Here is a 12,353-nt window from a genome sequence, read left to right on the forward strand (position 1 = left end):
GACATGGGCCGCACCGCGACCAATGTGCTCGGCAACGCCATCGCCACCTCCGTCATCACCAAATGGGAAGGCATGTTGGAGGTCGAGGAGCCGATCGACGTGCCCCATCCCAAGGCGCCCTCGCGCACGCCCGCGCACGGCCGCGCCGGGCTGGAACTCGCCGCCGATATGGTCGACGACGATGTTCGATTTTCGTCGAAACAGGGAGAGGTTCATTGACCCAGCGCATGACCTGCCTTCCCGGCCATATCGTCGACTATATGCGCGCCAATTGCCCCGGTCGCACAGACGAGAAGCTGCAGGAACGGTTCGGGATCAGCTACAACACATGGCGGCGGATCGATGCCGGTTTGCCGATCAGGGTGAATTTGGCCAAGCGCATCGCGCATCGTGTCGATATGGAGTGAGACTGGTGTAGCCCGGCTTGCTTCCCCCCTGTTTCGCCCAAAAACCTTAATTCATCATTCAACAGTTGCGATTGAATTTCAGTATCCTTAGGTTGCTCCCGAGTCTTAGGGGGGCGTTCATTGTCATATTTCAACTCGGGATCGGCCCTGGGCATCATGAGCGCATTGCTCTTCGCCGTCCCGGCTGCCGCGGAAAACAGTGAAACGGGATCGGATAACGACATCATCGTCACCGCCGAGCGCACAAACCGGTCGCTCAATGACACCGCGACCAGCGTCGCGGTGATCACCGGCGAACAGGCCGACCGGCTGCCGGGCGTGCTCAGCACCTATGACCTGATCGAGCGTATTCCGAACGTCGTCGCGACGCGCCAGTCGAACGGCGCACCCGCTATCCGGGGAATCGACGGTGCGGGGCCGGCGACCGCCGCCAACGCTTTTTTCGCCGGGACCCGTCCGCGCCTCAATTTCCAGATCGACGGACGCACGCTCACCTTCAATGAAGCGATATATCTCGATGCCGGCGTGTGGGACATGCAACAAATCGAGGTCTATCGTGGACCGCAGTCGACGCTGCAAGGGCGTAATGCGATCGGCGGCGTGATCGCGATCAAGACCGCCGATCCGACCTTCGAATGGAGTGGCAAGGCGCGCGGTCTGATCGGCGAGGACAAGACGTGGCAGGCATCCGGCGCCATCGGCGGGCCGCTGCTCGGCAAGTCAGTCGCGTTCCGCGTCGCGGCCGACTATCGCCGCGAAGAAAGTTTCATCGACCTCATCCCCTATGCCGAACTCCGGCATCCCGAGCGGATGAAGGCGATGAACTTCCGCGGAAAATTGCTCATTCAGCCCGAAGGCGCACCCGATTTTCGCAGCCTGTGGACGGTCAGCTACAGCGACGGCTATGCGCCGCAGACGCTGTCCGTGCGCCGGCCCTTTGCCAATGAGGTGATCAACACCAATCGCACGCCGCGCTTTCGCACGCGGGCCACGGTCGGCATTTCGGACACAAGCTGGCAGGTGACAGACGATATCGGCCTGTCGGCATTCCTGACCGCGACCGATTTTCGCGTGAACCGCTACGTCAATGCCGGCAACGGCATCGCGCAGATCGACGGCAAGGAATATACCGCCGAACCGCGCATCCGGTTCGGTCAGGCGGACAATCCGCTGTCGGGCTTTATTGCGGGCTATCTGTTCCACGGAAAGCAGCATGAGACGATCGACCTGTTCGGCGGCGGCGCCTTCGACGACCGCACCGAAACCAAGGCCGCCTTTGGCGAACTCACATGGCGGCCGGCGAAGCGCATCGGCCTGACGCTCGGTGCGCGCTACGAGCAGGAGGAACGCGACCGGACCGGACGCGCAGGGCCGATACCGATCGACTTTCACAAGAGCTTCGACGCCTTTCTGCCGCGCGCGACGCTGACCTTCCACGCCAGTCCCGGCCTGACCGTCGGGGCGACGGTCGGACGCGGCTATAATGCGGGCGGCGCCGGCTTCGCCTTCAATCCGCCGTTCCCGAGTTTTGTCTATGACAAGGAAATGGTCTGGAACTACGAAGCATTCGTGCGCGGTTCGCTGGCGGACGGCAGGCTGCAGTTCAGCGGCAATATCTTCTTCAACGACTATGACGGCCTTCAGCTGCCGTTCGATGTCGCCAATAATCCCGCGGCGCAGGCGCTTGTCATCCGCAATGCCGAAAAAGCGACCACCTATGGCGCCGAAGCCTCGTTGCGTTTCAAGGCGTTGCCCGGCCTTGAACTGTTCGGGTCGGCGGGGCTGCTGAAGACGAAGATCAACCGTTACAGCGACCCGACCGTGTCGGGCAACGAGCTGCCGCGCGCTCCGGCCTTTTCCTTCAACGCCGGCGTCGCCGCGACACCGGTCGCGGGGCTCGATGTCTCTTTCGACATGCGTTATTCGGACAGCTATTATTCGGACGTGTTCAACAATGCGCGCGGCAAGGTCGATCCCTATATGCTGGCGAACGCGCAGATCGGCTATCGGCTCGGTCCCGCGCGCGTCTTCGTCGCCGCGACCAACCTGTTCGACACGACCGATCCGATGATGATTTTCCCGGCCGGGTCGTTCGCGACCGATCTGGCAACCGTCACACGCTCGCGCCGCGTCACCGCAGGCATCGAACTGGGCTTCTGATCCGATGGAGCGGCGCGCGATCAAGACCTGGTATCTGATCCACAAATGGACCAGCCTTATCTGCACGCTGTTCCTGCTGATGCTGTGCGTCACCGGCTTGCCGCTGATCTTCCATGACGAAATCGAAGATATGTTGGGCCAGCGTCCCGCGCTCGGGGTCGTCGCGCCCGGCACGCGGGCGCCGGGGCTCGACGCGATCGTCGCCAAGGTGCTCGCTGCGCGGCCCGGGGAGGTCGCGCAATATGCCTTTTTCGACAAGGATCTGCCGATTGTAACGGTCGGCACTGCGGCGAGCGTCACGACACCGCCGGATGCAGTGCACAACCAGCCGGTCGATCTGCGCAGCGGTGCCTTCCTACCGCCGCCGGTCGAGGGCAATTTCGTCCACATCATGGAAGAGGCGCATACCGAACTGTTCGCAGGATTGCCGGGGACGCTGTTTCTTGGCGCCATGGGGCTGTTGTTCCTTGCCGCGATCGTGTCGGGGATCGTCCTGTACGCGCCGTTCATGCGCAAGCTTGATTTTGGGAGGATCCGCGCGGACCGCAGCAGGCGGATAAAATGGCTCGACCTCCATAATTTCCTTGGCATCGCGATCGTGGCCTGGCTGCTCGTGGTGGGGACAACGGGCGTGTTCAACACGCTTGACCAACCGCTCGCGCAGCAGTGGAAGCAGGGTCAGCTTGCCGAGATGATGGCGCCCTATCGCAACGCTCCGCCGCTCCGCCACCTTGGTTCGCTCGACGCGGCGGTTGCGGCGGCGGAAACGGGATCTCCCGGAATGATCCCTCAGACCATCGCCTGGCCGGGAAGTTTCTTCGGGACGCCACGCCACTACAACATATTCCTGAAGGGGGCGACGCCGGTAACTGCGCGCCTGCTCAAGCCATCGCTGGTCGATGCCGAAACGGGCAAGCTCGTCGACACGCGCGACATGCCTGTTCATATTCGTGCGCTCTTCCTGTCGCGGCCGCTACATTTCGGCGACTATGGCGGGATTGCGCTCAAGATAGTCTGGGCGCTGCTCGATATCATGGCGATCCTGATCCTCGGCAGCGGCGTCTATCTCTGGCTTGGCCGTCGGGCAGGGCCCGTCGAACGACGGGTCGAGGAGATCGCCGCAGGGGGCATCACGCCGCGTGGGGAGGGTGTCTGATGGCTCCAAGGGAGAATGGGCAGGGCACACGGCTATTTCGCGGACCCTTGCTTCTTGCTGGAATTAGTCTTGCGGGATTAGTCGCGGCGTTGCTCGGGGATGGTCCGCTTGATCTCCTCTGGGACGCGCTTGTTGCGTTTCCGCTCGTCGTCATCGGTTTCTTCTGGCTGCGTCGATCCCGGATAGGTCGTTCGGATCGGTGAGAGGATTTTCGCCTGCCGCAATCGCATCATTGTGTCGTCCCAAGAAAGACGGACCGGAATCCGTGCCATCACAAATCTGATGTGCCTTGGTCCCGGCGCCAGGCATCAGCCGCCGCCAATCATGAATGCGCGGGCATGGCGACGCGCAAATTCAGCGAAGCTGGCCAGGGCGATGCCATGAGAGCGCGCCTGCGCCAGGTCGACCTTATAGCCTTCCACATTGCACCATTGCTCACTCTGCATCAGCCCAGGCGAATAGCCGTGCTTTATCCCTTCCTCGGTCGCCGCATGAACGACCGTCACCGGCTTGCCTGCCGCCTTTGCGATCGTTTCCGCTATCTCTCCCATCGTCAGCGCCTCCGCGGCGAGATCGATATCCTTCCCATGGAAACGGGCAGGATCGAGGAACGCCTCGGCGGCGAATTGGCCCACATCGGCGGCATCGATAAGATCCAGCCGTGTCTCGGGATGCAGGGCGGTCATTATCTCGCCCCTTATTTCCAGTGTCGGATGCATCCAGCGCGCCTTGGGCGGCACATAGTTGGCCATCATATAGGCTGGCTTCAATATCACCCAATGCGGAAAGCCAGCCGCGCGCACCATGTCATTCACGCCCGACTTCGAATCCCAATATTCGTTCCACCAACGTCCTTCCGCCCAGCCGCTGAAATCCCGCTGGTCGCCGGCCCGCGCGACGGAGGTGTGAACGAACGTCCCGACACCGGCGGTCAGCGCCGCTTCGATGAGGTGGCGACCGGCCCGCAATTCCGATTCGAGATCAGGCGGACGCGGCGGGTTCTGCATCGAAAAGACGGCCCCAACGTCCGCCATCGCGACCGTCAGGCTGGGCACATCGTCGAAATCACCTTTGGCAAGTTCCACGCCGCGAGCGGCAAGCGCGATGGCGGCGTCTGAGGCGAGGTCGCGCACCAATGCGCGGACCGGCACATGCCGGGCAAGAAGGGCATCGATGACGGCGCCCCCCTGGGCACCGGTGCCGCCGGTAACAAGAATGCGAGTGTGGGCCATGTCTTCCTCTGATCTTGTTGTGATCAAGGAGAGCGAATAGTCATAGCCATGACGATGCGCTCATCACATTCTTGAAATGGGATATCGACGGATCGTCCCTGTTCCTGCTGTGCTTCAAGGAGAAGGGGAGGGGCATCGCCACCAGTCATCCGCCATCGGTGCCGGTCGTGCAGCGTCCCTCGGGTGTCTATACGAAAATGTCCACTACTCCCCTTTGCATGTGGTCCACGCCGCTTGGGAGCGATCTTGTAATCCAAGTAAATTATATATAGTGTAATTGACGATAATTTGGCCGATATTTCCAAATTGCAAGAACGATCGTTCTCTTAATCAAAAATGGGATCGAGGAATTTGGCGAGCGGTCCATGCCGAGGAGGAGAATGCGGATGGCTGAGGAGCCTTATTTCCTGTCTTCTATCAACCCGGTCGCCAATGTGGATCAACGCGACCTGGAACGGCTCGCCATCCGCCTGTTCGAACGCGCCGACGTCCGAGCCGCGCGGGAGAAGGCGGCAATCATGTGGCGCCGGGTTGCCGACCGTTTGATGCCGCCCGACCAGATGGCGCTGTTCGATGATCATGTCTCTGACTATTGTTTCAAATGCACCATGGTCGCGGCGAATAGCGACGCCGATTATCCACGTGTGCTGCGTGTCTACAGCGAAGGGACGGAATGGTTCGGGCACAAGGTGCCGGGCGCGAAATGGGGCGGCGACAATCCCGACAACTGCTATCGGATCATCCCCATCGCGGCAGGCGGACGCTATGAAGTGACGGGGCAACGGCAGGTTGAGCCGTCGACCTATGTTACTTTCCAGCTTGTCGGGAACAGCACGACATCGGCCACGCTGGCCTCGCTGGAACAGCTCGACATGGATGTGGCAGCGGACGGCAGCTATTGCCTCACGCTCGATGGCTCCCCCGCGGACGGGCGGCGCAATCACCTGACCATACCGGAAGGAACGCTTTATCTCTTCATCCGTGATTCGATGGGGGATTGGGAAAAGCAGGCGCCCGACGCACTGCGGGTGCGACGGCTCGATCCGCCCACCGGGGAGCCGCTCGGCGAGGATGAACTGGCGCCGCGGGCGATCCGTAACATCCTTTCCGATATTTTCTATGCCCATTATGCGCAGCGGCTATTCTTCAATGGCCCACAGATGATGACGCAGCCGGAGGGGGCCGGCTCCGTGGGCGGGCTGGTGACGCAGCAGGGCAGCCTCGGCCATTTCACCCTGGCCGATGACGAGGCGGTCATTATCACCGCCAATGCGGCGGGGGCCACCTACCGGGATATCGTGCTGCACGATCTCTGGCTGCGCAGCCTGCCCAATCGCGATCATCAGATGAGCCTCACCAACGCCCAGATGGCGTCGGATGAAGACGGCCGCTTCACCTATGTGATCGCCATGGTCGATCCGGGGGTGCATAACTGGCTGGACACAGGTGGGCTGCATGATGTGCTGGTGCTGCACCGCTGGCAGGGCTTTCCCGATCCGGATGCGGACCAGCCGATGATCGAGAGCCGCAAAATTGCCTTGTCTGACCGGGACGCCGCGCTGCCTGCGGGTGTGACGCGCGTGACGCCGGAGGAAAGGCGGCGCCAGATCGCCCGGCGGCAGGCAGCCTATGATCGCCGTTTTGCGGTGGGTTGAGCGCCCGATCAGTCGTCGGTATAGGCGCCGCCGGCATATTCCCGGTCAAAGCGCTGGTGGAGATCGCCCAGGATACGGGCCAGCGCCTGTTGGTCCTCCCGACTGAGCTGGCGGAAGAAGCGGACGAGCTTCGACTGGCCGGCGATCTCCACGATCGCCTGCTCGATCAGGGCGCGGCCCTGCTGGGTCAGGACAAGATCGAACGCGCGCCGATCATCGGGGTTGCGATGCCGCTCCATCAGGCCGTCCTTCTCCAGACGCGCGATGCGGCTGGAAATGACGGCGTTCGACACATAGAGACTGGAGGCGAGATCGGTCGCGCGCAGGGCGGTGCGTTCGTCGATCGCCAATGTGCCGAGAAAGTCAAGATCGGCAAAACTATAGCCCAGCTTGCGCGCGATCGTGTCGAGATCGGTCGAGACCAGATGGCCGACGGTGAAGAAATGCCATAGCGGCCCGAAATGTTCGACATCCAGGCCGGGCATTTGCCGCGCGTAGAAGCGGCGCCCGACATTCAACTGATCCACCGGCTTGCGCGGCATGTTTCCTCTCCGCAGGGACTGGGACCGATCGCGCCTAACCTGTCCCAGTCTCTTTGTCACAGGCGGCAATTACCAGATGAGATCCAGCCGCAGCACGCCATTGACCATGCCTGTCGCTAGCACGGGCGCGGCGCCGGGCTTTATGTGGAAATCGGGAATGCGGCTCAGCCATTCCTGCAGGAAGATCCGGATTTCCCGCCGGGCAAGAACCGCGCCCGGACAGGCATGGGCGCCGTTGCCGAAAGCGGCGTGCACGGGTTTTTCGCGATTGAAGTCGACGATCAGCGGATTTTCGTTAAGGCGATCGTCCATCCCGACCCAGAGGTTGGCGGGCAGAATGCGGTCGCCGGCGCGGAAGCGGACGCTCTTATAATCGAAATCCTGGGTGATCACCCGAGCCGTATTGGCCAGTCCATGGCGCCGGATCAGTTCCTCCATGGCCTGCTTCAGAAACACCTCGTCATCCAGCCGCGCGACCAGTTGCTGGCGATGACCGGGATTGAGTGCAAGAAAACGCGCGATGAAGCCGATCATGCCCGCGACGGTATCCAGTCCGCCGAACAGCACCAGCGTCGCATAATCGACCGCTTCGGCTTCCGAAATGCGACCGTCGCCCACCTCGACATTGACCAGCTTGCTGAGCAGATCCTCGCCCGGATTTTCGCGCCGCGCCCGCACCTTGTCGAGCAGATAGGCACCCATGGCGCGGTGGGCATCCAGCCGGATTTCGGCGGTGCTGCCGCGCACCGAATCCTCCGCCAGCGGGAGCAGGATCGCCTTGTCGGCAATGGGAAGATCGACCAGCTCCATGAAGACGTGGATGGGCAGGATCTTCGCGAAATCCTCGATAAATTCGCATTCGCCTTGCGGCAGGACGCGCTCGATCGCCTTGATCGCGACGTCGCGCACCGTCGATTCCAGTTCCGCGACGATGGCAGGCATCAGGGCCTGCATCAGCGGCCGACGGTAACGCGCATGTTCGGGCGGGTCCATCTCCAGCGGGATCTGGCGCGGCGTTCCCTCGGGCATGGGGGGCAGCACGATATGCTTGTGGGAGAAATGCTGATAGTCGCGCTGCATGGCGATGATGTCATCGCCGCGCGTCGCCACCCAATGGCCGCCATTATGCGGCGTCCAGAAAATGTCGGGACTGGATTGCTGGATGGCGGCATAGGCAGCCTGCACATCCTCGGCCGAGCCGGGGATATCGTACAGATTGAAGTCCCGGACCAGTTCGGCCGGAACATGCGCAGGGCGCTGCACATTCTCTGCGATTGTCACCATCCTTTCTGTCTCCTCTATCAGTCTTCGGGCGCGATCGTGACGCGCAATCCTTCCATCGCGGATGTAATGGATAGCTGGCAGGACAATCGCGAATGGTCGTCGCGATGATCGGAACTGTCGAGCAGGTCACTTTCATCTTCGCTCATCGGCGTTAGCGACGCCATGAAGGCCGGATCGACCTTCACATGACAAGTTGCGCAGGAACAGCAACCACCACAAAGGGCAAGCAGCTCGTCCAGGCCGGCATCGCGGATGGTCTCCATCAGCGAGAGGCCTTCGTCGGCCGTGATCGCATGTTCTTTGCCGTCACGTGTGGCAATGATGATAGTGGGCATGGCGTGAACCTTCGGAAAATCAGTCGCCGAAGCGGACGTAGAGATGTTTGGGGACGCGCATCATCGATCCGCGGATTTCGGGCAGCGGGCGATCGGGATCGAAACGAAGATTGGGCAGATTGTCCAATATCGCGTGGAGCGCACGGGTCATCTCGACACGGGCCAGATGCTGGCCGACGCAGATATGCGGCCCGCGCGAGAAGGAGAAATGCGCTTTTCGGTCGCGGAATATGTCGAACGTGTCGGGGTCCGGGAAGATCGCCGGATCGCGATTGGCGGCGCCCGCCACCACATCCAGCAGGGAGCCGGCGGGAATTTTGAGGCTGCCCAGCAGCACATCCTGCTTCGCCATGCGCAACTGGACCGCGACTGGCCCGTCCCAGCGCAGCGCTTCCTCGATGGCCTGGGGAATGAGCTTGCGGTCGGCGCGGATGGCGTCGAACTGGTGGGGGTTGCGGAGCAATGCGGTGAGCAGGATGCTGGTGCCCCGATATGTGGTGTCTCCGGCCGCGTTCATGAGCTGGCGCAGAAAGGAGATCAGCACGACCTCAGGCAGATAGTCCCCGTCGACTTCGGTGTTGGCGAGCAGACTGACCAGATCGTCGCCGGGGTTGCGACGGCGTTCCTCCACCAGCGCGATGAAATATTCGCCCAGCTTGCGGCCCGCCTCGATCGCCCTTCCAGTGTTCACATAATCCGTCTGGCCGATGGCCAGTCGCTGGAAGGTCCGCACATCGGCCTGCGGCAGGTCGAGCTGTTCATAAATGACTTCGAATGGATAGCGGATCGTGAATTCTTCTATCAGATCGGCTTTGCCCAACGGCATGAACTTGTCCATCAGCCTGTGGACGACCGGATCGACGATGGATTCGCCCCATGTCTTCACATATTGCGGCAGGAAAATCTTCTGGAAGATTTTGCGCCAGCGCCCATGTTCCGGGTTGTCCATGGTGCTGATGCTGCCCTGGCCGAAGGTTTTGCCCAGGTTGAATTTATAGGCCGCGTTGGAAAAGCGGTCGGTGTCGGTCAGCACTTCCAATATTTCGTCCGTTCCGACGACCGTGAACATCTTGCGGTCCGGGTACATGGCCGACTGAAGGCCCATTTTCGGCCTGTAATCGCCCTCATGCACCGGCGCCTGGGCGCGCCACTGCGCGATGGCGGGATAGGGATCGAGCGTGTCCCCGAAATTGATTTCGTCCGAGCTGAACGGATCATAGCTCGGATCGTCATATTCCTGAATCTTGACGGCGCGGTCCATGGCTGGATACCTCTACTATGAAGTAAACACTACATAGAAAGAGGCAGAGCTGCTGTCAATCGAGCGGCGGTCCCATCAGCGAATGGGCGACCAACTGTTCCAGCACATTGATGACGGCTTCGCGGTCAGGTTTCTCGTCGGGAAACAGCGAGTCGCGCAGCACGACGCTGGCCGCGATCATGCCGAAGCCGAGACGCACGCCAATCTCAAGGTCGAAGGGCGGATCGATCCCGGCCGATCCATAGCGTTGCTGCACCTGATCGACCGACTGTTTGAAGAAGGGCGTCAGACCGCGCAGTCCGGGCGCGTTGTCCTCTACGTTGGATATGGACGGGCCAGCCAGCAGAGCGCGGAACATTGCTTCATTATTCTCGAACAGTTCGAACACCTGGCGCGTGAAACGCCGCGTTTCGGCTTCGCGTGCGAAATTGGCGGTGGGGTCAGGATGAAGGGTGACGAAATCGTCCATCAAGTGCTGGAAGGGCGCGATCACGACTTCGTTGAACAACGTGGCCTTGTCGCCATAATAGCGGAACAGCAGGGTTTCGCTGACATCGGCGAGACGGGCGATCTCGCGCGTGGTGGTTGACCCATAGCCGCGCTCGGCGAACAACTGCCGCGCGGCATCACATAGGCGCTGGGTTACGTCCTCGCGCGTGCGCCGACGCCGCTTGACCCTCGGCTGATCTTCGCTTGTCGTTGCTGTTTCGGTTTGCGACATGCTGCTAATGGTTCCGACCCTCCAATATGATCTCGGCCGCATTCCAGGCGGATGCCATGATGGGACCGTTGGTGTTGGCAGACACCATCGTCGGCATGATCGATCCGTCCATCACGCGCAATCCATCGACGCCCTTGACCCGCAATTTCTCGTCAAGCACGGCGTCGGCGAAATCGCCCATGCGGCAGGTGCCGCAGGCATGATAGCCGGCCTGGCCGATCCGGCGGAAGGCGGTCAGGATTTCCTCGTCGGTCTGGAGCGAACGCGTGGGCTCGCGCTCGCCGGCGATCAGCGGTGCAAGCGCGGGCTGCGCCATCCATTTACGGAGATAACGGTGCATCGCGACCGTGACGGCGCAGTCATAAGGGTCGGTCAAATAGCCGGCGCGGATATTCGCCGGGGCAGTCGGATCGGCGGAAGTGATGCGAATCGAGCCTTCGCTGCGCGACCGCAGCGGATAGCCGAACAGGGTGATGCTGGGTGCCTTGTCGACCGCCATATTGCCCTTGGCGTCGGGGGCGGCGACGGCGGGCGAGAGCAGGATCTCGATGTCCGGCGTCCGCGATTCCGGCAGCACCGTGGCGAAGGCGCCGACATTGCCATAGCCTGCCGCCATCGGCCCGGTGCCGTTCAGATAATAGCGCAGGACATTGCCGACGAGGCGCAGGCCCTGCAACTCCCTGTTATGGCCAAAGGGTCCGGTGAGGTCGAAGACCATCGAAAGCAGCCGATGTTCGAGCATATGCTCGCCCACGCCCGGACTGTCCGCAATCACGGGAATGCCGAGGTCCTTCAGCAGCGCTGCCGGACCGACGCCTGATCGTTGCAGGATCTGCGGCGACATCAGCGCGCCGGCCGACAGAATAGTCTCGCGCCCGCTGGCAAAATCCTGCGCCATGCCATTGACGATGGCGCGGACCCCCGTGGCGCGCCGGCCGTCGAACAGCAGCCTGTCGACCAGCGCCCCTGTCATGATGCGCAGATTGGGGCGTCCGCGCGCTCGTTTCAGGAAGGTCTGCGCCGCGCTCTGGCGCTTGCCCTTCCAGATGGTGCGGGTGGTATAACCCACGCCGTCGCGGCCGCTATGGTTGAGGTCGGTGACGCGCGGAACGCCCATCTGCTCACCTGCGGCAATGAACGCCTCCGACAGGGGATCGCGATCCGGTTCGATGGAGATCGGCAGCGGGCCGTCGCCGCCGCGCACCTCATCGCCGCCCAGTTCATGCGCCTCCATGGCGCGGAAAGCCGGCCCCATCCTGTTCCAGCCCCAGCCCTTGGCGCCGAGTTCTTCCCAATGGTCGTAATCTTCCGGCTGACCGCGAAAATACATCATGCCGTTGACGGAGGAGGAGCCACCCAGCATCTTGCCCCTGATCCAGGTTTCGGCGGGCACATTACCATGCGCCTCGGTCTGAAAATACCAGATATGGCGCGGATCGGTGTAGAGCTTGGCTGCCCCGCGCGGCATGTGGATGAAGGGATTGCTGTCCTTCGGCCCCGCTTCGAGCAGCAGCACTGTGTTGGCGGGGTTTTGCGACAGCCGGTCGGCCAGCACGCAACCGGCCGAACCGCCGCCGACGATGATATAATCCCAAATCAT

The 12,353-nt window shown here is 61.9% G+C and carries 11 protein-coding genes and 1 pseudogene; 5 read left to right on the forward strand and 7 right to left on the reverse strand.

Annotated elements, in window-relative coordinates:
- From AC58EF_RS25750 to AC58EF_RS25765, 4 genes and pseudogenes are all read left to right on the forward strand, one after another.
- A pseudogene (locus tag AC58EF_RS25750) lies at window positions 1-219 on the forward strand (hypothetical protein); the annotation flags it as partial.
- A complete protein-coding gene (locus tag AC58EF_RS25755; protein ID WP_497279301.1) occupies window positions 216-407 on the forward strand; it encodes a hypothetical protein in 192 nt (63 codons plus the stop codon). The pseudogene AC58EF_RS25750 and the gene AC58EF_RS25755, both read left to right, overlap by 4 nt.
- A gap of 156 nt (window positions 408-563) precedes the next feature.
- The gene (locus tag AC58EF_RS25760; RefSeq protein ID WP_497279302.1) at window positions 564-2,567 is read left to right on the forward strand and encodes a TonB-dependent receptor; all 2,004 of its coding nucleotides are present in this window, start codon (window positions 564-566) and stop codon (window positions 2,565-2,567) included.
- Window positions 2,568-2,571: 4 nt separating this feature from the next.
- The gene (locus AC58EF_RS25765) at window positions 2,572-3,723 is read left to right on the forward strand and encodes a PepSY-associated TM helix domain-containing protein (RefSeq protein WP_497279303.1); all 1,152 of its coding nucleotides are present in this window, start codon (window positions 2,572-2,574) and stop codon (window positions 3,721-3,723) included.
- Window positions 3,724-4,031: 308 nt separating this feature from the next.
- On the opposite strand, the gene AC58EF_RS25770 is transcribed toward AC58EF_RS25765, so the two are convergent.
- Window positions 4,032-4,955: an NmrA family NAD(P)-binding protein gene (locus AC58EF_RS25770; protein ID WP_497279304.1), complete on the reverse strand. Its 924-nt coding sequence runs from the start codon at window positions 4,953-4,955 to the stop codon at window positions 4,032-4,034.
- 386 nt (window positions 4,956-5,341) lie between these two features.
- On the opposite strand from AC58EF_RS25770, the gene AC58EF_RS25775 reads away from it, so the two are divergent.
- Window positions 5,342-6,610, forward strand: coding sequence for a hypothetical protein (locus tag AC58EF_RS25775; protein WP_497279305.1), 1,269 nt, complete (start codon window positions 5,342-5,344; stop codon window positions 6,608-6,610).
- Between the two features lie 8 nt (window positions 6,611-6,618).
- Here AC58EF_RS25775 and AC58EF_RS25780 read toward each other — a convergent pair whose 3' ends face one another.
- From AC58EF_RS25780 to AC58EF_RS25805, 6 genes are all read right to left on the reverse strand, one after another.
- Window positions 6,619-7,152, reverse strand: coding sequence for a MarR family winged helix-turn-helix transcriptional regulator (locus AC58EF_RS25780; RefSeq protein WP_497279306.1), 534 nt, complete (start codon window positions 7,150-7,152; stop codon window positions 6,619-6,621).
- 69 nt (window positions 7,153-7,221) lie between these two features.
- The gene (locus AC58EF_RS25785) at window positions 7,222-8,436 is read right to left on the reverse strand and encodes a cytochrome P450 (protein WP_497279307.1); all 1,215 of its coding nucleotides are present in this window, start codon (window positions 8,434-8,436) and stop codon (window positions 7,222-7,224) included.
- Window positions 8,437-8,453: 17 nt separating this feature from the next.
- Window positions 8,454-8,771, reverse strand: a complete 318-nt coding sequence (locus AC58EF_RS25790) for a 2Fe-2S iron-sulfur cluster-binding protein (protein ID WP_497279308.1) — start codon at window positions 8,769-8,771, stop codon at window positions 8,454-8,456.
- A 19-nt stretch (window positions 8,772-8,790) separates the two neighbouring features.
- Window positions 8,791-10,032 carry a cytochrome P450 gene (locus tag AC58EF_RS25795; RefSeq protein WP_497279309.1) on the reverse strand — a complete coding sequence of 414 codons (1,242 nt, stop codon included), beginning with the start codon at window positions 10,030-10,032 and terminating at the stop codon, window positions 8,791-8,793.
- Between the two features lie 55 nt (window positions 10,033-10,087).
- The gene (locus tag AC58EF_RS25800; RefSeq protein WP_497279310.1) at window positions 10,088-10,753 is read right to left on the reverse strand and encodes a TetR/AcrR family transcriptional regulator; all 666 of its coding nucleotides are present in this window, start codon (window positions 10,751-10,753) and stop codon (window positions 10,088-10,090) included.
- Window positions 10,754-10,757: 4 nt separating this feature from the next.
- Window positions 10,758-12,353, reverse strand: a complete 1,596-nt coding sequence (locus AC58EF_RS25805) for a GMC family oxidoreductase (RefSeq protein WP_497279311.1) — start codon at window positions 12,351-12,353, stop codon at window positions 10,758-10,760.

The sequence above is a fragment of the Sphingobium sp. WR1 genome (assembly GCF_059693745.1).

Excerpts from the sequence above, each read along its gene's own strand:
- AC58EF_RS25785 (WP_497279307.1), bottom strand. The coding sequence starts at position 8,436 with ATGGTGACAATCGCAGAGAATGTGCAGCGCCCTGCGCATGTTCCGGCC.
- AC58EF_RS25800 (WP_497279310.1), bottom strand. The coding sequence starts at position 10,753 with ATGTCGCAAACCGAAACAGCAACGACAAGCGAAGATCAGCCGAGGGTC.
- AC58EF_RS25770 (WP_497279304.1), bottom strand. The coding sequence starts at position 4,955 with ATGGCCCACACTCGCATTCTTGTTACCGGCGGCACCGGTGCCCAGGGG.
- AC58EF_RS25775 (WP_497279305.1), top strand. The coding sequence starts at position 5,342 with ATGGCTGAGGAGCCTTATTTCCTGTCTTCTATCAACCCGGTCGCCAAT.
- AC58EF_RS25780 (WP_497279306.1), bottom strand. The coding sequence starts at position 7,152 with ATGCCGCGCAAGCCGGTGGATCAGTTGAATGTCGGGCGCCGCTTCTAC.
- AC58EF_RS25760 (WP_497279302.1), top strand. The coding sequence starts at position 564 with ATGAGCGCATTGCTCTTCGCCGTCCCGGCTGCCGCGGAAAACAGTGAA.
- AC58EF_RS25765 (WP_497279303.1), top strand. The coding sequence starts at position 2,572 with ATGGAGCGGCGCGCGATCAAGACCTGGTATCTGATCCACAAATGGACC.
- AC58EF_RS25790 (WP_497279308.1), bottom strand. The coding sequence starts at position 8,771 with ATGCCCACTATCATCATTGCCACACGTGACGGCAAAGAACATGCGATC.
- AC58EF_RS25795 (WP_497279309.1), bottom strand. The coding sequence starts at position 10,032 with ATGGACCGCGCCGTCAAGATTCAGGAATATGACGATCCGAGCTATGAT.
- AC58EF_RS25805 (WP_497279311.1), bottom strand. The coding sequence starts at position 12,353 with ATGATTTGGGATTATATCATCGTCGGCGGCGGTTCGGCCGGTTGCGTG.